20 protein-coding genes are annotated in these 19,295 nt (G+C 41.5%); 9 read left to right on the forward strand and 11 right to left on the reverse strand.

The window, feature by feature from the left end; genetic code table 11:
- Nucleotides 1-68: 68 nt before the first annotated feature.
- The gene (locus FTU39_RS06140) at nucleotides 69-551 is read right to left on the reverse strand and encodes an RNA pyrophosphohydrolase (RefSeq protein WP_004976084.1); all 483 of its coding nucleotides are present in this window, start codon (nucleotides 549-551) and stop codon (nucleotides 69-71) included.
- A 183-nt stretch (nucleotides 552-734) separates the two neighbouring features.
- On the opposite strand from FTU39_RS06140, the gene FTU39_RS06145 reads away from it, so the two are divergent.
- Both FTU39_RS06145 and FTU39_RS06150 read left to right on the forward strand, forming a co-directional pair.
- A complete protein-coding gene (locus tag FTU39_RS06145; protein WP_180051872.1) occupies nucleotides 735-1,385 on the forward strand; it encodes an HAD family phosphatase in 651 nt (216 codons plus the stop codon).
- Nucleotides 1,386-1,539: 154 nt separating this feature from the next.
- Nucleotides 1,540-1,785, forward strand: coding sequence for a DUF2789 family protein (locus tag FTU39_RS06150; RefSeq protein ID WP_136144729.1), 246 nt, complete (start codon nucleotides 1,540-1,542; stop codon nucleotides 1,783-1,785).
- 71 nt (nucleotides 1,786-1,856) lie between these two features.
- Here FTU39_RS06150 and FTU39_RS06155 read toward each other — a convergent pair whose 3' ends face one another.
- Both FTU39_RS06155 and FTU39_RS06160 read right to left on the reverse strand, forming a co-directional pair.
- A complete protein-coding gene (locus FTU39_RS06155; protein ID WP_180051873.1) occupies nucleotides 1,857-2,738 on the reverse strand; it encodes a LysR family transcriptional regulator in 882 nt (293 codons plus the stop codon).
- Between the two features lie 207 nt (nucleotides 2,739-2,945).
- Nucleotides 2,946-3,182, reverse strand: a complete 237-nt coding sequence (locus FTU39_RS06160; protein ID WP_004976091.1) for a DUF2061 domain-containing protein — start codon at nucleotides 3,180-3,182, stop codon at nucleotides 2,946-2,948.
- A gap of 315 nt (nucleotides 3,183-3,497) precedes the next feature.
- On the opposite strand from FTU39_RS06160, the gene FTU39_RS06165 reads away from it, so the two are divergent.
- The 5 genes from FTU39_RS06165 to leuB all read left to right on the forward strand — a co-directional run bounded on the left by FTU39_RS06165 (nucleotide 3,498) and on the right by leuB (nucleotide 8,322).
- Nucleotides 3,498-4,097, forward strand: a complete 600-nt coding sequence (locus FTU39_RS06165) for a hypothetical protein (RefSeq protein WP_180051874.1) — start codon at nucleotides 3,498-3,500, stop codon at nucleotides 4,095-4,097.
- A 243-nt stretch (nucleotides 4,098-4,340) separates the two neighbouring features.
- Nucleotides 4,341-5,789 carry a 3-isopropylmalate dehydratase large subunit gene (gene leuC, locus FTU39_RS06170; protein WP_180051875.1) on the forward strand — a complete coding sequence of 483 codons (1,449 nt, stop codon included), beginning with the start codon at nucleotides 4,341-4,343 and terminating at the stop codon, nucleotides 5,787-5,789.
- A gap of 97 nt (nucleotides 5,790-5,886) precedes the next feature.
- A complete protein-coding gene (leuD, locus tag FTU39_RS06175; RefSeq protein WP_004976094.1) occupies nucleotides 5,887-6,537 on the forward strand; it encodes a 3-isopropylmalate dehydratase small subunit in 651 nt (216 codons plus the stop codon).
- Between the two features lie 102 nt (nucleotides 6,538-6,639).
- A complete protein-coding gene (locus tag FTU39_RS06180; RefSeq protein ID WP_154321072.1) occupies nucleotides 6,640-7,203 on the forward strand; it encodes a hypothetical protein in 564 nt (187 codons plus the stop codon).
- A 39-nt stretch (nucleotides 7,204-7,242) separates the two neighbouring features.
- On the forward strand, nucleotides 7,243-8,322 hold the full coding sequence (gene leuB / locus FTU39_RS06185) for a 3-isopropylmalate dehydrogenase (RefSeq protein WP_004976098.1): 1,080 nt from the start codon (nucleotides 7,243-7,245) through the stop codon (nucleotides 8,320-8,322).
- A gap of 114 nt (nucleotides 8,323-8,436) precedes the next feature.
- Here the strand turns inward: leuB and FTU39_RS06190 are convergent, their stop codons facing one another.
- Together FTU39_RS06190 and infA are read right to left on the reverse strand one after the other, a co-directional pair.
- Nucleotides 8,437-8,847, reverse strand: a complete 411-nt coding sequence (locus FTU39_RS06190; protein WP_167845758.1) for a hypothetical protein — start codon at nucleotides 8,845-8,847, stop codon at nucleotides 8,437-8,439.
- Between the two features lie 158 nt (nucleotides 8,848-9,005).
- Nucleotides 9,006-9,227: a translation initiation factor IF-1 gene (gene infA / locus FTU39_RS06195; RefSeq protein WP_001284370.1), complete on the reverse strand. Its 222-nt coding sequence runs from the start codon at nucleotides 9,225-9,227 to the stop codon at nucleotides 9,006-9,008.
- Nucleotides 9,228-9,457: 230 nt separating this feature from the next.
- Here infA and FTU39_RS06200 point away from each other — a divergent pair, with 230 nt between their 5' ends.
- Complete coding sequence (locus tag FTU39_RS06200; RefSeq protein ID WP_131261054.1) at nucleotides 9,458-10,465, forward strand: AraC family transcriptional regulator; 1,008 nt, start codon at nucleotides 9,458-9,460, stop codon at nucleotides 10,463-10,465.
- Nucleotides 10,466-10,597: 132 nt separating this feature from the next.
- Here the strand turns inward: FTU39_RS06200 and truA are convergent, their stop codons facing one another.
- The 5 genes from truA to asd all read right to left on the reverse strand — a co-directional run bounded on the left by truA (nucleotide 10,598) and on the right by asd (nucleotide 16,520).
- A complete protein-coding gene (gene truA / locus FTU39_RS06205) occupies nucleotides 10,598-11,395 on the reverse strand; it encodes a tRNA pseudouridine(38-40) synthase TruA (RefSeq protein ID WP_154321070.1) in 798 nt (265 codons plus the stop codon).
- A gap of 12 nt (nucleotides 11,396-11,407) precedes the next feature.
- Nucleotides 11,408-12,388 carry an asparaginase gene (locus FTU39_RS06210; protein WP_154321069.1) on the reverse strand — a complete coding sequence of 327 codons (981 nt, stop codon included), beginning with the start codon at nucleotides 12,386-12,388 and terminating at the stop codon, nucleotides 11,408-11,410.
- Nucleotides 12,389-12,434: 46 nt separating this feature from the next.
- A complete protein-coding gene (locus tag FTU39_RS06215; RefSeq protein WP_180051876.1) occupies nucleotides 12,435-13,757 on the reverse strand; it encodes a fimbrial protein FimV in 1,323 nt (440 codons plus the stop codon).
- 68 nt (nucleotides 13,758-13,825) lie between these two features.
- Nucleotides 13,826-15,232, reverse strand: a complete 1,407-nt coding sequence (locus FTU39_RS06220; RefSeq protein ID WP_257224398.1) for a FimV family protein — start codon at nucleotides 15,230-15,232, stop codon at nucleotides 13,826-13,828.
- A gap of 169 nt (nucleotides 15,233-15,401) precedes the next feature.
- Nucleotides 15,402-16,520 (reverse strand): aspartate-semialdehyde dehydrogenase, encoded by a 1,119-nt coding sequence (asd, locus tag FTU39_RS06225; protein WP_180051878.1) that lies wholly within the window; start codon nucleotides 16,518-16,520, stop codon nucleotides 15,402-15,404.
- Nucleotides 16,521-16,709: 189 nt separating this feature from the next.
- Here asd and FTU39_RS06230 point away from each other — a divergent pair, with 189 nt between their 5' ends.
- A complete protein-coding gene (locus FTU39_RS06230; protein WP_180051879.1) occupies nucleotides 16,710-17,837 on the forward strand; it encodes an endonuclease/exonuclease/phosphatase family protein in 1,128 nt (375 codons plus the stop codon).
- A 337-nt stretch (nucleotides 17,838-18,174) separates the two neighbouring features.
- Here FTU39_RS06230 and FTU39_RS06235 read toward each other — a convergent pair whose 3' ends face one another.
- Nucleotides 18,175-19,287 carry a glycosyltransferase family 4 protein gene (locus tag FTU39_RS06235; RefSeq protein ID WP_004976117.1) on the reverse strand — a complete coding sequence of 371 codons (1,113 nt, stop codon included), beginning with the start codon at nucleotides 19,285-19,287 and terminating at the stop codon, nucleotides 18,175-18,177.
- Between the last annotated feature and the right edge of the window lie 8 nt (nucleotides 19,288-19,295).

The following is a 19,295-nucleotide window of genomic DNA, read 5'->3' on the forward strand; positions in this document are numbered from 1 at the left end:
GAGGTCAGTTTTACACCACAGATGACCCTATAACAATAAGCTAAAAAATCTACATCTTCATGCAAATTTTAAGGTTTTTTCAGGGGCAATTGATTGCACAACTCCACCATCGCTTTACGGTAGACGTCACGTTTAAAATTGACGACCTGACCAAGCGGATACCAGTAACTGACCCATTGCCATTGATCAAATTCGGGTGGATCTGACAAATTCAGCCGAATATGATGCGCTGACGCTGTCAGTTGCAATAAAAACCACTTCTGTTTTTGACCAATACATACGGGATCCGAATCCGTGCGTATATACCGATGTGGCAAACGATAACGCAGCCAACCTTTAGTTTGCGCGATAACTTGGACGTGTTCGGGCAGTAAGCCAACTTCTTCTCTCAGCTCACGATAAAGTGCCTGTTCAGGGGTTTCTCCATATTGGATACCTCCTTGCGGAAATTGCCATGCATTGTGACCAATGCGTTTTGCCCATAAAACTTGTCCAAACTCGTTTGCCAAAATGATCCCGACATTGGGTCGGAAACCTTCTGAGTCGATCATTTGGCTACCTAAATATTGTTTAATTTATGACTTTGCACTCGGGGATGATGATTTCTTTTCTCCAACTCGAAAACGCAAAGTGTAAATAATGTTAAAATTGCTATGATCTTAACGAATTTCTATCGACTAGCGGAGATAGATTTACAATTTTTTTCTTAAATTTCAGTTTTTACGAGTATTTTCATGAAATTGGCGCTATTTGATCTCGATCACACCTTGTTAAATACTGATTCAGATCATTCTTGGGGTGAGTTTTTGGTAAGTGAAGGCTTGGTCGATCCTGTTCGCCATCGCGCCATGAACGACAAGTTTTATGAAGACTACAAAGCAGGGCAACTCGACCCAATTGCATATAACGAATTTGTATTTGAGTTTTTAACCCAGCACGACAATCAGTACCTCACAGATTTGCATGAATTATTTATGCAAAAGGTGATTCGTCCACAAATGCGCCCTGAAGGGTTTAAAGCTATTCAGCGTCATCAAGAATTAGGGCATGAATTGGTGGGGATTACAGCAACATCTGACTTTATTACTGCACCTATTTTCCGTGAGTTTGGTATTAGTGAAATTATTGCCACCAATGCCGAAGTGGTCGATGGTAAATATACAGGCAAAGTCATTAATACTGCGTGTTATCAACAAGGCAAGTTGGTGCGTTTGGAGCAGTGGCTTGCAGGGCGCGAAGTCACAGAATCTTGGGCATATTCAGACTCAATTAATGACCGTTTCTTGTTGGAATATGCAGATCACGCCATTGCTGTAAATCCTGATGCACGTTTACAGGCTTTGGCTGAAGAGCAAGGTTGGGGTGTGCAGGACTGGTCAATTTAAGTCTGAATTTTTTTGAGGTGTTGCTACTTTGGCTTTTACTAGCTTATTGATTTGTTTTTTGTTTTTATTTATTGCAATGTTGGATTATGTCATTCATTTTTAGAATAGGCATGCTAAGGTAAGACAAGAATTAAAAATGATCAGGAGTGAAAAAATGAGTGGTGTACGCCCAAGAATGACACATTTATTTGAACAACTGGGTTTGGATGCCAGTGAAGCTGCGATTCAGCAATTTATTGAAACGCATCAATTGAATGCAGAAACAACAATTGCCGAGGCAGAATTTTGGACGGAAGCACAGCGTCAGTTTATCGTCGAAAAAATGAAATCGGATGGTTCATGGGCAATTGTGGTAGATCAATTGAATGAATCTTTACATGAAGATTCGGTGAATCGTTAAGACCTCACTTGCACCTAAATTAAGCCAATAAAAAATACCCTCAATACAATCGTGTTTGAGGGTGTTTTCATTCAAAAGAAACCATTAATCTTTGAGTGTTTCATCATCTCAATCAATTCTAAAACAGCGCGTGATTGCGTCCGTCCCGGATGCCATACCATGCCCAATTGACGGTTCATTTCTAAGTCAATATCTAACTGTTGTAAGTCCTGATTGACCAACGTTTTAGGTAAAACAGACCATCCCAAACCAATTGACACCAACATCCGAATTGATTCTAACGGATTGTTGCTCATGGTGACTTTAGGTTTAACACCTTGCTTTTCAAACTCTGCCAAAGTGATTTGACTGGTATAGGTTTGCGCGGCAGGCAACAAACTAGGGTAGGCGAGTAAATCGGTCAATTGCAGGTTTTTCTGATGTGCAAGCGGATGAAAAGATGCGACCACAAACACCAATGGATCATTCCAAATGGTGACATAAGACAGACGTTCATCTAATTTGGGCGGTAAGGTCAGAAAAGCCAGTTCTAAATCGCCTGCCAAAACTTGTTCATGTGCCTGTTCTGAGTCGACAAAATGCACATCTAACGTGACGTTGGGAAATTCCTGTACATATTCACGTAAATGATTGGGTAAATGGTGCAAACCAATATGGTGACTGGTGCCGATTTTCAGTTTGCCTTGAACCTGTCCTTGCTCATGACTGAGGGTGTGGTGAATATCGCCCAGTTCATTCAGCCAGTTTTTGACTTTGGGCAATAGTGAGTGTGCTGCATGCGTGGCTTGCACCCCGCGACCTGCCGATTCAAACAGTTTCACGCCAAAATAGTCTTCTAGGCTGTGAATACGTTTGGTCACCGCAGGTTGGGTAATAAATAACTGATCTGCTGCCAAAGAAATAGAACCTGTTTCCATGACTTTAACAAAGGCTTCAAAGGCTGCAAGATTCATTTGCACCATCCATAAAGATTTTTTATTACTGTGCTTATTATTTAGAAAAAATTAGAATTAATCAAAACAAATTCTACTTATTTTTAAACTATGCATTCGGGATGATCTTGTAGAGATACAGCAGAGATAAAAAAAGATCATCGTGGGCTGCAACCAAGATGATCTCAAACTGAAATGGAATATTCACAAGCAGAATCTATAAAACCATTAAGCGATAATTTTAGAATCTTGCGTTTGTGCTTTCTTTTCCCAAATCCGCTCGTGAATGAAATACGCAACAGCTTGTACTGTCGGTTCGACCAAACTTAAGGTAATGGCCATCCAAATATTGCCTGTGACTATATAACCGACCACCATCGCTACAGTGATGTGCATGATGTAGTAGCTTAAAGTTTTTTTGAACATGCGTTGATTGTTGGCGACAAATTTTTGAATATGGCTCATGTGAATACTCCTTATGCTGCTTTGTTCGTTTTCTGTGTGGATAGCTAAAGGATAATTATTCTTATTTGCATTGTAAATACGTATATTTTGAATAAAACAATCGGGAAAATAGATGTTGTATTTATAGACACTTTTCAATTAATATTTTTAGACTTCTTGCGTTAGTCAAAATTTAAACAGCCTAAAGCTACATTTAATAAGGTTTTAGCCTGTTCAAAAATTAGGTAAACGATACTTTCGCAAGAGGTCTTTTAAATGAAAAAATAATCGGAGGGTGATTTTGAAAAAAAATTATTTTTATTAATTAGTTGTTTGATGGTAATCGGTTGTGGACAAAATAAGTATCTGAAAGAATTTCCTGAAAATGATCTTTTAGAGGCAGCTTTAGACGCTCAGCGTTATGACTTCGAAAATGAATTGAAACTTCAAATTTGTGGTGCTTATGGTATGGCTAATATGGGTAACCAGCTAGATGCTAGTTTGTTTATGCAAGAGTTAGAACGTACCTACCGTTACAAGGAAAAACGAGATAAAGAATTCTTGAGAGGAATTCGAAGTTATTTGAAAGAGTATGAAAATAACTTATCAGAAAATCCTGAATTACTTGATAAAATTCCTGAGTCTAAATTTAATTTAGTCACTTATCCTGCTCGATTATCCGCAGCAAAATATTTCGGAGTAGACAATAGTGAGGTTAAAGAAGCTCTGAAAGAGTCTAATATCGTGTCTTATTTCGATAGATACAACCCAAATACTCAGATAATTGTGAAAGCTTTACAAGAAAAAGAAAAATCTATTGAAAAACCTTGTCGAGATTATTTTGATGAAATTCTTGAAGATAAAGTACAACCAAATTTTTCAGATTTCGGAAATGAGTACAAGAAAATTACTGGTATAGGGTCATTAAAGAACTAACATGGAAACATCTATCTAATACTTTATAGTGTATTAGATAGATATTCTTTCTGCTTTACCTATTTTAAAGTTTTATGATCGATTTTCAGCTAAAGAATTAGCTATTAATAAGAATATCTTCTGCAAATATAACAATTCCAAAAAGTTTTTAAACTAATAAAAATGATAAATTAGATTTATATAAATTCGCGGTTATAATCAAATGAATGAAAAAATTACCCAGTCCAGTGGAGTAGATCTGACATGGCAGGCGAAAACAAACCAGCACAAAATTCAACTGCAAAAACTTTGTACGACAAATTGTGGGATGATCACTTGGTCACTCAACGTGATGATGGCTCGGCTTTATTGTACATCGACCGTCATTTATTGCATGAAGTGACTTCTCCACAAGCCTTTGAAGGTTTGCAACTTGCAGGACGTAAGCCGTGGCGTTTAAGTGCCAACGTGGCAACGCCTGACCATAACGTACCAACGTCTAAGAAAGAACGTGCAGACGGTATTGCAGGTATTGAAGATGATACCTCACGTATTCAGGTACAAACTTTAGATGACAACTGTAAAACCTTTAACGTGGTGCAGTTTGACATCAACGACATCCGTCAGGGGATTGCGCACGTGGTTGGGCCTGAGCAGGGCTTAACTTTGCCAGGTATGACCGTAGTGTGTGGTGACTCACATACAGCGACTCACGGTGCATTTGGGTGTTTAGCGCATGGTATTGGGACGTCTGAAGTTGAACACGTATTAGCAACCCAATGCTTAGTTCAAAAGAAAATGAAAAACATGCTAGTGCGTGTAGATGGCAAATTAGGTCAAGGTGTTACACCGAAAGATGTCGTTTTAGCGATCATTGGTAAAATTGGTACTGCAGGCGGTACAGGTCACGCGATTGAGTTTGGTGGTCAAGTATTCCGTGATATGTCGATTGAAGGACGTATGACAGTATGTAATATGGCGATTGAAGCAGGCGCGCGCGTAGGTATGGTCGCTGTGGATGACAAAACCATTGAATACGTGAAAGGTCGTAACTATGCACCAAAAGGCGAGCAATGGGATGCAGCAGTTGCTTACTGGAATACTTTACACTCAGATGAAGGCGCGCACTTTGACACCGTAGTGGTATTACAAGGCGAAGAAATTGAGCCGCAAGTGTCTTGGGGAACTTCACCTGAAATGGTCATTCCAGTATCACAAGCCGTACCAACTTTAGAGCAGGCGAAAGATGATGTACAGCGCAATGACTGGACGCGTGCTTATCAATATATGGGCTTAACTGCAGGTCAGTCTTTGGCAGATATTCAATTAGACCGCGTATTTATTGGCTCATGCACCAACTCGCGTATTGAAGATATTCGTGCAGCCGCTGAAGTGATTAAAGGTCGTAAAGTTGCAGCAAGTATTAAACAGGCGATGGTGGTTCCAGGTTCTGGTTTAGTTAAGCAACAAGCGGAACAAGAAGGCTTAGACAAAGTGTTTGTAGAAGCAGGCTTTGAATGGCGTGAACCAGGTTGTTCAATGTGCTTGGCAATGAACGCAGACAAATTGCAACCGGGTGAACACTGTGCATCGACTTCAAACCGTAACTTTGAAGGTCGTCAAGGTAACGGTGGTCGTACCCATTTGGTGAGTCCAGCAATGGCAGCTGCGGCAGCAATCGCAGGTCATTTTGTAGACGTACGTTCATTCTAAGTTATGCCTTCATCCCAGCCTTCTCTCAGAGAGATGGCGTTCCCTCTCGCTATAGCAGAGGGCAAGGGAGAGGTTACGGATTCAGTGAGAATTAAACATGAAAAAATATACCGTTGAACAAGGTATCGTTGCACCATTAGACCGTGCCAATGTCGATACAGACTTAATCATTCCAAAACAGTTTTTGAAATCTATCAAACGTACAGGTTTTGGCGATAACTTATTTGATGAATTGCGTTATTTAGATGAAGGTTATCCGGGTCAGGACAACTCAAAACGTCCGATTAATACTGAGTTTGTATTGAATCAGCCGCGTTATCAGGGTGCTTCAATCTTAATTTCACGTGCCAACTTTGGTTGTGGTTCAAGCCGTGAGCACGCACCTTGGGCATTGAATGAATATGGTTTCCGTACCGTTATTGCACCAAGCTTTGCCGATATTTTCTTCAATAACTGCTTTAAAAACGGCATGTTGCCTGTGATCTTGTCTGAAGAGCAGGTCGAGCAATTATTTAAAGAGTGTGCGGCGACTGAAGGCTATCAATTAACCATCGACTTGGACGCACAAGAAGTACGTACACCAAGCGGTACGGCATTTAAATTTGAAGTAGATCCATTCCGTAAACACTGTTTATTGAATGGTTTGGATGATATTGGCTTAACATTACAAGCAGCCGATGACATTCGTGCTTATGAAGAGAAAACTAAGCAGTCGCGTCCATGGGTTTTTGCCGAAATTCAGGCATAAATTCGCTGAAATTTGTCATAGCATCGCTGCCTAACTCTTGCTAACATCGGCACATAATAATTTTTATATTTTGTATCTAACAGGTGAGGTTGGGCGCGAACAATGACTAAAATTTTCGGTCGGCTTGCTGTCATTGGATTATGTATCACCATGCTAAGCGCATGCCAAACGTGGAATACAGCACGCATTAAACAGGTGAAAGAAACTGAACAAAGCAAATCCAATGCACTGATTTACTGTGCGGGTACAGATGATTGTGAGTTTGAGCGTTTAAATACGGTCACAATTGTCGATGCAGAAAAACATCGTGTTACACGTGCTGCCATTCAGGAGGGTTTAGTGCGTTTACAGGAATCATCCTTAAATAAATCCAATGCCTTGTATTTATCTGTACCGCCTAAACAACATGAATTGGTGATTCGCTTTTATCCCATTTCTAAAGATCGTGCAGAAAAACTGCATGTAATTCATAAGTTTAATGCCAAGCAAAAATATACCTTTAGAATGTATCGTGATCGAAGTCGTACTAAAGGCAGCTTATTAAATGTGTCTGCGCCAGATCCTTTATGTGTAGATTTGGTGCAAAACAACAAAACCATTCGACGTTTTTGCAAACCCTACAATGTCTTAAATGGCTTGGGTGAGTTTGTAGAACAAAAAATTTAATCCCACAGTCTTTGACTGTCATGAACAATGGAAACTCTCATGTCAAAACATATTTTGATTTTAGCTGGTGACGGCATTGGTCCAGAAATTGTGAAAGCTGCTGAACAAGTGCTGACACGTGTCAATGAAAAATTCAATTTGGGTTTGACTTGGGAACAAGGTTTATTGGGTGGTTCTGCAATTGATGCACATGGCGAACCGTACCCAGCAGTGACATCTGAGCAAGCGAAAAAAGCCGATGCAATTTTATTGGGTGCAGTTGGTGGTCCAAAATGGGACAACATTGAGCGTTCAATCCGTCCAGAGCGTGGCTTATTAAAATTGCGTTCAGAACTCAATTTATTTGCTAACTTACGTCCTGCAATTTTGTATCCACAATTGGCAGATGCTTCAAGCTTAAAACCTGAAATCGTATCAGGCTTAGATATCTTAATCGTGCGTGAATTGACAGGTGGTATCTATTTCGGTCAGCCACGTGGTATCCGTGAATTAGAAAATGGTGAAAAACAAGGTTTTAATACCGACGTATATGCTGAGTCAGAAATCAAACGCATTGCAAAAGTAGCGTTTGAAATGGCGAAATTGCGTGGCGGTAAAGTATGTTCGGTGGATAAAGCCAACGTACTGGAAGTGACTGAATTGTGGAAGCAAACCGTGACTCAGTTACATGCAGAACAGTACCCAGAAATCAACTTGTCGCACATGTATGTCGATAACGCAGCGATGCAATTGGTACGCGCGCCAAAACAATTTGACGTATTGGTGACAGGTAACTTGTTTGGTGACATCTTGTCTGATGAAGCGGCGATGTTGACAGGTTCTATTGGTATGTTGCCATCTGCATCTTTAGACGAAAATGGCAAAGGTATGTATGAGCCTTGCCATGGTTCAGCGCCAGATATCGCAGGTCAAAACTTGGCAAACCCATTGGCAACCATTCTTTCTGTGGCAATGATGTTACGTTACACCTTCCGCGAAGAAGCGGCAGCAAAAGCCATTGAAGATGCAGTAGGCAATGTATTAGATCAAGGTTTACGTACTGCCGATATTATGTCTGAAGGCATGAATAAAGTTGGTACTGTTGAAATGGGTCAAGCAGTCGTTACGGCACTCAACTAAAAATTTAAGCGATTTAACCTATCGCTTACAGCTCAAAATCAAATCATTAAACGCAGTCTTCGGGCTGCGTTTTTTTATTGGTTTTGTACTTTCAGAGTGTTTTAGCTAGGAGACTTAACAGCGTTGTCCCGAAACATACACTGCGGTAGCAATACCCTGCTGTAGGCGAAAATACAAATCACAAGTCAGTGCAACATCGTAACTTTCATGACTCGGGATACCGATATTTAACGGAACAGCACCAATACCTGTAGTGGGATGCTGCGCCATAGGGATCGGAACACGTACAGGACGAATAATGATACGGTAATGTAGCAATTGAGGGGTAGCTTGAGCTGTACCAAGCTGTTGATAGCCAATTTGGCTTAATTGCAAATGGGTCAGGATATATTGGCTAGATTGACCAATAAATTGCTGTAAATACGCATCGCGGTTTAAAGTGGAATGCGGTGGATTACTACTACACGCCACTAAACTGAGCGCAAAAAGACCTGTTATACAAGCAACGCAGGATCGAAATAACATGCTTTTTCTCCCTTGCTCAAAACTTTATTGTAGAAGGCAATGCAAGAAAAGAATGTGGTGATTCGATAAGCGGCGGGGACGAATTAAAGGCTAAACAGAATTTTTTTAAGTGAACGTAAAAAAGCCACTCCGAAAGTGGCTTTAGCTTACTCTAAAACTTAGCGTGCGCGATAAGTGATGCGACCCTTGGTTAAGTCGTAAGGTGTCATTTCAACTTTCACACTGTCGCCTGTTAAAATACGAATATAGTGTTTACGCATTTTACCAGAAATGTGAGCAATCACTTCATGACCGTTTTCTAAACGTACACGAAACATAGTATTAGGAAGCGTTTCGGTGACAACGCCTTCGAACTCGATGAGTTCCTCTTTATTGGCCATAGCCTACCTGAGTATCAAATTGGAAAGGCGCAAATTATAGGCAATTTTTCTGAAAAAAACAAGATGCTTTACCCTATACACAGCACATCTGTTAGTAAAATAAGCGAATCATCGGTTTATACTTTTTCTGTAAAAATGGGCTTGGGTAGGTTGTCAGTTTGGTCAATCGCAGTTAATCTAATTTCAATCTTTTTAAGTATAAATGAAGTACATACAAGGAAGGTTTTTGCGTGGGTCAGCTAACTGATGCATCGGTTGTATTGCGTTTAGGCTACCAAGCGATTCGTCGTGCGGGGTTGCCAGCCGAAGATATTTTAACAAAAGCAGGTGTGGCCTTAAATCAGGTCGAAGCCAATGAACGTACGCCTTTAAATGCACAATATGCGTTTTGGGTTGCGGCTGAGGAAGTCAGTAAAGACCCTGATATTGGTTTACATCTGGGGGAGCATTTGCCACTTTATCGCGGGCAAGTGATTGAACATTTGTTTATTTCTTCAGAAAACTTTGGTGAAGGCCTAAAACGTGCTTTGGCTTATCAACGCCTGATTAGTGATGCTTTTGATGCCAAATTGGTGGTGGAAGATGGACGCTGCTATTTAACCAATGGCGTGCAGCCGTGGTCAGAAAATATCGTCAATCGTCATTTTTCTGAATGCGCCATGTCGGGTGTTTTACGCTTCTTTAAATTCATTACCGAAGGTCGTTTTCAGCCTATTTATATTGACTTTAACTTTAGTGATGGTGCTGCAGATGATGAATATTTCCGTGTCTTTGAATGTCCTGTGAGTTTGGGGCAGAAAGAAACGCGTTTGTATTTTGATCCGAGTATTTTGGATTATCCACTGTGGCAGGCAGAACCTGAGTTATTGCAATTACACGAACAGTTGGCATTGGAAAAACTGCAGGAACTGGCGCGTTATGATTTGGTTGGTGAAGTGCGCCGTGCCATTGGTTCGACCTTAGAAAGTGGAGAAACGACACTAGAAACAGTGGCGGCACAATTGAATATCACGCCACGTCGTTTGCGTACCCAATTGAGTGAAGCCAATACCAGTTTTCAGCAAATTCTGTCCGATTATCGATGTCGTTTGGCTAAACGATTATTATCGAATACCAATGAAAGCGTGGAGCGGATTGTGTACTTAACGGGTTTTTCAGAGCCAAGTACTTTTTATCGTGCTTTTAAACGCTGGACCAATGAAACTCCAGTGGAATATAGAAAACGTAAACAGCGTTAAGTTTGAAAATTTAAAACCTTTCCTAAACAGAATCCTCCCTAAATCCCCCTTTTTCAAAGGGGGGGACTTTCGTTTTTAACGCCTCGAAATGGAGCTCCTCTCTTTGGAAAAGGGAGGTCGGGAGGGATTAAATTATTCCGGCATGTTTAACCAATGTGGCCCTAAAGGAACTTTCGGTAAATCATACTGTTCAGGATAATGTGCCTGAATAAAATACAAGCCATCTGGCGGGGCAGTAATTCCTGCTGCTTTACGGTCTTGAGCTGCAAAAATTTGGTCAATATGTGCAATGTCATACAAACCTTGCCCGATCTCCAATAGACAACCCATGATATTGCGAACCATGTGATGCAAAAAACCATCGGCTTGAATATCTAACACTAAATAATTGCCGTGACGAATTAAGCGGCAATGGCTGACATGACGGACAGGCTGATTGGACTGACACGCTGCGGCACGAAAGCTTTCAAAATTATGTGTCCCTTCAAATTTCTGCGCAGCCGCAATCATTTTATCGACATCTAAGGGATAATAAGCGTGAGTGACTTGTTTGTGCAGCAAGGCAGGGCGTTGTGGATTGTTATACACGACATAGCGATAACGCCGTGCCTGAGCCTTAAAACGAGCATGGAAGTCCATATCCATCGTTTTAATCCATTGAATTGCAATGTCTTTGGGTAGTTGGCTGTTGGCACCCATCAACCAACCGCGTTCAGGGCGAATGGCATGCGTATCAAAATGTGCCACCATATTGGTTGCATGCACGCCTGCATCGGTACGTCCTGCACCATGTAAAATAATGGGTTCATCGGCAATTTTGCTCAGAACTTTTTCAATGGTTTCCTGCACACTAGGTACGCCTGCTTGCTGGGTTTGCCAACCCCGATACCGAATGCCACAAAACTCAATTCCGATTGCAAAACGCTGCATAATCACCTCAAATCACACTGAAGACTGCCAATGCGCATACCACTGTGCAAGGCTGTCGTATTGTAAATACATTTTTAAGGCTTTGGCATAAAGATCTGCGTGACTTTGGCAATCACTGATTAAAATTTTACTGTCCTGTAACCACTGGCTGATCGCATAGCGTTGTTGCATGCCACCAAAAGTGACTTGTGTGGTGAGAATGACGGCACATTGTTGAGCTTGCAAGGCCTGAATTAACGCAATCACTTCGGCATTGACTGCCATATTGCCTGTGCCATAACTCTGTAAAATCAGGCAGTGTGGGGGATGTTGCTGTAAGGCTTTTAAATTATCGACCAAAGCAGAAATGGCAATTGGCTGCAACATCCAATTCAGGCAGTTAAAGTGCTGGGCTTTTTCAATATGTTGAGAGCTAATGTTGAATGCTGGCTCATTCTGCGATTTGCTCTCCGTGCAAACCAAAGCGGATTGACCTATAAATGCATTTAACTCGGTGGTGTGTTGTTTCAGTGCCGTTGCGGCATGAATCAGTTGATGATGGAAGGCGAGATATACGCCCTGAGTCACTTGATGAATCTGTTGTAAAGCAAAATTCAGGTTGTCCAAGGCATCACTAAATTCACGGGTATCTGTGCCTTGGGCATTGAGTAAGGGATATTGGCTACCCGTGAGAATGACATGGGTACTTTGCGCTAAAAAACGTGCCAAGACTGCACAGGCGTAGCTGAGGGTGTCGGTCCCATGTAAAATGACGAAATGTTGAAAATTATCTTGTTGTAATTTTTGAATATATTGAATGAGCTGTAACCAGTCTGCTGCTGTGCAGGCACTACTGTCTTTAATGACAGGGGCAACAAAACATTCAATCTCTAAATTTAGGGGCAAGACCTGTGCCAAGCGTGGCAGGAATTGCTCGGCAGGCATTGGGCTTAGTGGTTCACCGACACAGCCAAAAGTGCCGCCCATATAGATTAACGCAATTTTTTTCATCATAAAAAAAGCAGTCAAGAATGACTGCTTTATCTTAATCTGATTTGAATTAAGAAGCGATTTGATTCAGTAACTGATCGGCACGTTGGCGTTGTTCAGCAGAATAATTTGCGCCTTGTTCGCTAAGTAAAGCTTTCGCAGCATCATAAGCGCCCAATTCCACATATTGGCTCGCCAAGTCTAAATTCAACTGAATTTCATCTACTTGAGATAAGTCTGGGAATGATTTCACCAATGGATCATTTAGATCAACATCTGTGCTGACAACGGTTGCAGCAGGTTCAAGTGCAATACTTGGTGCAGCAATGACTTCAGGTTCAATTGCAGGCTGAAGGTTGGTTTCCTCAGCAGGCGCACTGTCAAATGTGAAATTAAAATCAGGCGTTGCAGGTTCAGCTTTTGCTTCAACTGCAGGTGCACTTTCTGGTGTAGAAAAATTGAAGTCTAGACTTGGGGCTTCGACTGCAGCAGCTTCACTTATTGTTGATTCTGGGGCTGCTGTTTCTGGTGCTACTGTGGTTTCAGCTGGACTTGGTGTTAAATCAAACGTGAAGTCGAGCGGTTTAACTTCCTCTGCAGGGCTTACACTTGGTTCAGCTGTAATTGCAGGCGCTTCAGTTTTTGCTTCTGCTGCTGTGGAATCGAGTGAGAAATTAAAATCCAGTGCCGCAGGTTCTGCTTTTACTTCAGGCTCAGCTGCTTTTTCTACAGGTGCAGCAGGGCTTAAGTTTAATGATGAGGTATCAAATTCTAAGCCAGCTGCAGTATCTGTAGTTTTATTTGAAGTTAATTCGTGTTGTAACTGGTCAAATGATGCAGTTTGATTAGGTGTGCTAGATGGTGCAGTGAAGTCTAAGCTAGCATTAGAAGCGGATTGAGAGGTCTCGTCAGCTGATTTTTCTTCAATGCTCTCACGTACATAGCTGGCCTTTTTCGCTTCGGCCTGCGTCAAAATATCATCTAACTCTAAAGAGCGTAAATGATTCAGCAATTGATCAATCGCAAACTCATCTTTTTGCTGTAAATGAATGTCGAGCAAGAATAAATACAGACCGTGTAAAGAATTATCGCGTTTTAAGGCCTGATTGATCTGTGCTTCTGCAGCAAAGAAATTACGTTCCTTAATCAGATTTTCAATATTCGTCTGAATTTTAACAGGTACAGGGGTAGAGTGCTGTGCTGCAGGTACCACATCTTCAACAGCAACTGATTTTTGTGCCGTTTTTTTTGTAGTCGTGGTTTTTTTTGCACTACTTTTTGCTGGCGTTGCTGCTTTTTTGGTGGTTGGTTCAGCTTCTTTACTTGCTTCACGCTTTTTCAAGAAAATTGCGATCACCAGTAGCAAAATAAACGGAATCACATAAATCAGCATGTTTATACCCCTTGAGGATGTGGTGCGGGTTTGACCTTATATCCCAAAAAAATCATTGTAAGTAACATTTAGTGTTTTGGCTTATTTGCTGCTTGTTGTTTTTGCAATTGTTGTTGCAGTTCAGCCAAGCGCGCATTGAGTAATTGAATTCTGTGATCCTTCTGACGTAATGCCAATTCTAATTCTGTTACGTTCTTTTGTAATTTAACGGTTTTCTCGCGGGATGTCATAACTTTTAATGACAAGTCACCCGAAGTTTGTGTGGATTGTGTGTTCTTTTTCGCAGAACTATGGGTGGAGTCTTGTTGATTTTCAGCGACAAGGCTCATTTCAGCCTGATTCAAACGATATTTGGCTTTGCCAGATTGTGCTGCAGTGGCTTGTTCAGGCACTGGAATCGTTGCTTTTTTCTGGGCTTTTGTACCTGCTTGTGTCTGTAGGTTTAGGGTTGCACCACGACGTAAACGATTGGCATCTCCCTGAATAAAAGCATGCTCATTATTGGCTTTAATTTGTTGCATGACTTTTGCAACAGGCTGGTTATTTTCACCCGCAATACGTGAGGCAATTGCCCATAAAGACTCATTTGATTGCACCACATGTTGAGTCTTGTTTGGTGCTGTCACGCTTGGTTTTGCTTTGGTTGTTGCTGTTTGAGCAGCTTTGCTGGCTGGTGATTCGGGTTTAGCTTGAGCTGCTTGTTTTGCACGCTGTTCGGCAGCAAATTTTTGAACCAAAGGATCAGCCGATTGTTGTGCCACAGTCACAGAGGATGTTGTGGTCGTCGTTTTAGGTGTTGTGGAATTGCTGACTTGTTGCTCTGGTGTTGTGTTAACCACGGTGTTACTTGGTGTTGTGCTGCGGCTTGGTGCAGTTTGTACTACAGTCACTTGCTGTTGATTGAGAGCAGGAGGAGCACTGCGTTGAATGGTAAGTGGTGCTTCAAATGCATTGCGCTCAATCGCCTTTGGTGTCTCAACTTGGTAATGAGTACTTACAGGTAAATTTAAGGCAATATCTTGCTCATTCACGATCATCACAGGGGTTAAAGCCTGTTCATTACTGCGCTGCGTTGTGGCGAGCGGGGCAGGTGTGCTGCGCTTTAATGGTGTACGAATATGCTGTAAACGAGTTGCATTGCCTTCTTTAATTTTAACCACAATATTAAGCTCAGACTCTGTCAAAGGTCGTGAGGAGGTAATGGTAATGACCCCTGTACCATTGCCATTGCGGCGGGTAAAAAAGTTAAGATGGCCCGGTGGACGATGGCTTGCACCAATAGACATTAAATCTTCTGCTGTAGCCAAACTTACATCAATCGGTTCATTAATATTGGATTGACGAAAGTTGATTTCGGCATAGAGCAATTCCCCAGTTGTTGACTGAATTTGAATCGGGTCAACATTCATTGCATACATTTGCTGTGAAGCCAAAATAGATAAAATGGCGATCTTTAATTTGTTATATACAGTCATCTTAATTGTTAGCTCGGTCATTTATCGCAAGGCGAAAAGGATAGAGTAGCGAGTTGTAGGTCGATTGTAAAATATTAACACGTTGATTACATAAAAAAGCCAGTCAAATTTGACTGGCTTGTTGAGATTGATCACAGAATCAAAAATGATTCAGTGCTCAAGACGAAGCTTAAGCATTTTTGTAATCAATTAAGATGCGTAACATACGACGTAATGGCTCTGCTGCGCCCCAAAGTAATTGGTCACCTACAGTGAATGCACCAAGGTATTCTTTACCCATGTTCATTTTGCGTAAACGACCAACAGGTACTGTTAAAGTCCCTGTAACTGCAACTGGGGTAAGATCGGTCATTGATGCTTCGCGTGTATTTGGTACCACTTTTGCCCATTGGCTTGATTGACGAATCATATCTTCAATTTCGTTCAGTGGAACGTCTTTTTTCAGCTTCAATGTGATTGCCTGAGAGTGACAACGCATTGCGCCAATACGCACACAGTGACCATCAATTGGAACAATCTGCTGATTGCCTAAAATCTTGTTGGTTTCAACCTGACCTTTCCATTCTTCTTTTGACTGACCGCTTTCAAGCTGTTTGTCGATATATGGAATGAGAGAACCCGCTAAAGGCACACCAAAGTTTGCCGATGGGAAACCTTCGCTGCGTTGTAATTCGGCAATTTTAGAGTCGATGTCTAAAATTGGTGAACGTGGGTCATCCAACAAGTCTTTGGTGTTGTTATACAAGTAGCCCATGCCTGTGATCAGCTCACGCATGTTTTGCGCACCTGCACCAGAAGCTGCTTGATAGGTCATTGAAGTTGCCCATTCCACCAAATTGTTTTGGAATAATGAACCCAAGCCCATCAACATGAGTGAAACAGTACAGTTACCGCCCACAAATGTTTTGGTGCCATTCACCAAGCCATCTTTAATGACATTCATGTTGACTGGATCAAGTACGATAATCGCTTCATCATCCATACGTAGGGTAGATGCAGCATCAATCCAGTAACCATTCCATCCTTCAGCTTTAAGCTTCGGGAAAACGGCAGAAGTGTAATCACCACCTTGACAGGTAATAATGACATCCATTTGCTTCAGACTTTCAATATCTGTTGCATCCATAAGTGCTGGGGCAGTCTTACCACCAAATGCTGGTGCTTCACCACCAGCATTACTGGTAGAGAAATAGAATGGTTCAAAATGAGCAAAATCATTTTCTTCAACCATACGTTGCATAAGGACGGAACCCACCATCCCGCGCCAACCGACCAGACCTACTTTCATGCCACTTTGCCTCGGTGCGTTAAAAAACAATAAAGGAATATAAGTCTATCAAAAGGGGGCGCAACTGCAAGCATTACATGAACAAAACATGAGTATTATTGAGTGAAATCTCTTGTTTGTGTTACATACAAAATTGATAACTTTGGTTTTCATGTAAAAACGACAAAAAATACAAAAGAGTAAAGCAAGATGATTTGGGTAAAAGGGCTTGCAATATTAGTCATTTGGTTAAGTTTTTGGTCACTGATTCCACGTGATGAATGGTGGATTCGGGGCGCAGATTTTCCACGTTTACAGATCTTGGTTTTAGGCATCATTGCCTTTGTTTTGCTACTGATTTGGGAGCAGACGTGGGATGTGTCTAGCCAAGTGATTTTAATTGGACTGATTGCGGCTTTGGCTTATCAGCTCAAAATGGTCTTGCCCTACACCTTGCTGTGGAAAAAACAGGTCAAACAAGTTCGTCCAGAACAGCTAAATCCTGAAAAACAAATTTCATTAATCGTGTCCAATGTTCTGACACCAAATCAGAAATATCATCTGTTGATTGAACATATTCAAGCCTTAAAACCAGACTTGGTATTGACTTTAGAAACTGATTTGGCATGGCAGAAAGCCTTGTCTGTGATTGAAGCCGATTATCCTTATCGGGTCGCTGTGCCTTTAGATAATTTATATGGCATGCATTTGTATAGCCGTTTGCCATTAAAAGACACTGAGATCAAATTTATTCTCAGCGATGAAATTCCATCCATTCATACCAGTGTGATTTTGCCTTCGGGGCAGCCTGTACAGTTGTATTGTTTGCATCCTAAACCACCAAGTCCTACCGAAGCCAAAGATTCAGTTTTAAGAGATGCCGAATTGTTGATTGTAGGCGATCAAATCAAAGATTTAGATGAAAGCTGTATCGTAATGGGTGATTTAAACGATGTGGCGTGGTCGCGGACTACGCGCTTGTTTCAAAGAATCAGTGGCTTGCTCGACCCGCGCGTAGGGCGGCACTATATCAATACCTTTCATGCCGATTATCCTTTACTGCGTTGGTCATTAGACCATGTATTTCATAGTACCGATTTTGCATTGGTGGATATGCAGCGTTTGGCGCATATCGGTTCAGACCATTTTCCTGTGTATGTGGTATTGCAAACTGGGCGGGTGTTTGATCGAATTCAGGAAGAGCTGCCCCAAACTGATGCCGATGAGCAGGAAGCACAACAGGCGATTCAGGAGGGGATTGAAAAAGCAGAGCGAGAAGAAAAACTGGTGACCGATGAAATTGCACAACCGTATAAAGCACAGGATAAATCGGTTTAGAAATTAAACGAAAAGTGTACGAAATGGCTTACACGGATTTAGGCACATGACGCATGGTTTATTCTGACTGATCTGGTTAAGATTAATTCATCAGCACAAGGACTCGGGAACGGAATATCCCATTAAGGAAGACGACGCTGACGGATAAACATCAAGGATATGATGTAGGTAAGGAACGCCATACAATAAAATAACAATAAGTTTTGAAAGCACAACCTCATGAGCCCGAGTTTTACAGGATGTAGAACTCGGGCGATGATTTTTTAGGGCTTATTTTTTCATTCTCATTGTTTTTAAACAAATTAAATTTCAATCAGCTCGATTCAGTTTTAAGGCTTTAGGTGTGTTTTGACTGCAAAACTTGCTGATATAAATCTAAGGTTTGATGACACATATCTGCCAAGCTGAACAATTCAACAGGGGTGACACTTTGCGGTATTTCCAGATGCAATTGCACTGCATTGAATAAAGCCACTTGGTCATCTGCTGCGATGAGCCCTTGCGGATACAGTTGTGACAAAATTTCAGCCACACCACCACGGTTCCAGCCAATCACAGGTGTTCCTACAGATAAAGCCTCAAGTGCAGTGCGTCCAAAGGTTTCCGCCTGATTGGAAAGTGAAAGTACAATATCGCTAAACGCAAGCCACTCGCGAATGTCAGAACGGTGTCCAACAAAGGTTATCGCTTCGGTCAGATGTTTATCCCGAATATTGCGTTCCAGTTCCTGTAAATAAGCTGCTTTTTTAACATCTGCACCGCCTACAACAACAGCATGAATCTGTGGATACTGGGTTTTTAATTTCGCAATTAGATCAATCAATGTTTCATGACCTTTTAAGCGGGTGATACGTCCCGGCAAACAAATTAAAAACTTATGTTCAAGTTCTGGGAAATCTTGATAGGTTTGTTGCATCCATTGTGCCGAAGGTTGATACCCGTGCGGAAATGCAGCAGGGTCAATTCCACGATAAATACGGACAATATCTTCAGGTGGACAGTTTTGATAATGATCACGAATGTATTTGACTACACTGTCAGAAACTGCGATCACTTTTTCCGCTTGGGTCATAATTTGGCTGTAACGGTTAACTGAATAAAAACCATGTACAGTTGAAATTAAGTGTGGACGTTTTTCGGCTGGAATACCTTTTAGGGAAAAATGAGTTAGCCATGCAGGTACGCGGGAACGTACATGCACAATATCAGGTTGATGTTGCATAATCAGTTGGCGTAAAGGACGGATTTGCCACAAGCTTGATAATGATTTTTTGTGGATGGCTAACTTTAAATGAGTGGAACCTTCAGCTTCGAGTTGGTTAACCATCCGTCCGCCATTCGACACCACCAATGACGTATGTCCTTGAGCGACCAAGGCTCGGGCGATTTCGAGCGTACCGCGTTCTACACCGCCACTGTTTAATTCGGGTAATAACTGCATGACTTTCATGAATCTTT

Origin of the sequence: Acinetobacter sp. YH12099, assembly GCF_013419195.1 — a bacterium.
In the GTDB taxonomy this organism is placed as follows: domain Bacteria; phylum Pseudomonadota; class Gammaproteobacteria; order Pseudomonadales; family Moraxellaceae; genus Acinetobacter; species Acinetobacter towneri.

Bases quoted from the DNA above. Each gene is read 5' to 3' on its own strand.
- FTU39_RS06140 (WP_004976084.1), bottom strand. From the start codon at position 551: ATGATCGACTCAGAAGGTTTCCGACCCAATGTCGGGATCATTTTGGCA.
- FTU39_RS06145 (WP_180051872.1), top strand. From the start codon at position 735: ATGAAATTGGCGCTATTTGATCTCGATCACACCTTGTTAAATACTGAT.
- FTU39_RS06150 (WP_136144729.1), top strand. From the start codon at position 1,540: ATGAGTGGTGTACGCCCAAGAATGACACATTTATTTGAACAACTGGGT.
- FTU39_RS06155 (WP_180051873.1), bottom strand. From the start codon at position 2,738: ATGAATCTTGCAGCCTTTGAAGCCTTTGTTAAAGTCATGGAAACAGGT.
- FTU39_RS06160 (WP_004976091.1), bottom strand. From the start codon at position 3,182: ATGAGCCATATTCAAAAATTTGTCGCCAACAATCAACGCATGTTCAAA.
- FTU39_RS06165 (WP_180051874.1), top strand. From the start codon at position 3,498: ATGGTAATCGGTTGTGGACAAAATAAGTATCTGAAAGAATTTCCTGAA.
- leuC (WP_180051875.1), top strand. From the start codon at position 4,341: ATGGCAGGCGAAAACAAACCAGCACAAAATTCAACTGCAAAAACTTTG.
- leuD (WP_004976094.1), top strand. From the start codon at position 5,887: ATGAAAAAATATACCGTTGAACAAGGTATCGTTGCACCATTAGACCGT.
- FTU39_RS06180 (WP_154321072.1), top strand. From the start codon at position 6,640: ATGACTAAAATTTTCGGTCGGCTTGCTGTCATTGGATTATGTATCACC.
- leuB (WP_004976098.1), top strand. From the start codon at position 7,243: ATGTCAAAACATATTTTGATTTTAGCTGGTGACGGCATTGGTCCAGAA.
- FTU39_RS06190 (WP_167845758.1), bottom strand. From the start codon at position 8,847: ATGTTATTTCGATCCTGCGTTGCTTGTATAACAGGTCTTTTTGCGCTC.
- infA (WP_001284370.1), bottom strand. From the start codon at position 9,227: ATGGCCAATAAAGAGGAACTCATCGAGTTCGAAGGCGTTGTCACCGAA.
- truA (WP_154321070.1), bottom strand. From the start codon at position 11,395: ATGCAGCGTTTTGCAATCGGAATTGAGTTTTGTGGCATTCGGTATCGG.
- FTU39_RS06210 (WP_154321069.1), bottom strand. From the start codon at position 12,388: ATGATGAAAAAAATTGCGTTAATCTATATGGGCGGCACTTTTGGCTGT.
- FTU39_RS06215 (WP_180051876.1), bottom strand. From the start codon at position 13,757: ATGCTGATTTATGTGATTCCGTTTATTTTGCTACTGGTGATCGCAATT.
- FTU39_RS06220 (WP_257224398.1), bottom strand. From the start codon at position 15,232: ATGACTGTATATAACAAATTAAAGATCGCCATTTTATCTATTTTGGCT.
- asd (WP_180051878.1), bottom strand. From the start codon at position 16,520: ATGAAAGTAGGTCTGGTCGGTTGGCGCGGGATGGTGGGTTCCGTCCTT.
- FTU39_RS06230 (WP_180051879.1), top strand. From the start codon at position 16,710: ATGATTTGGGTAAAAGGGCTTGCAATATTAGTCATTTGGTTAAGTTTT.
- FTU39_RS06235 (WP_004976117.1), bottom strand. From the start codon at position 19,287: ATGAAAGTCATGCAGTTATTACCCGAATTAAACAGTGGCGGTGTAGAA.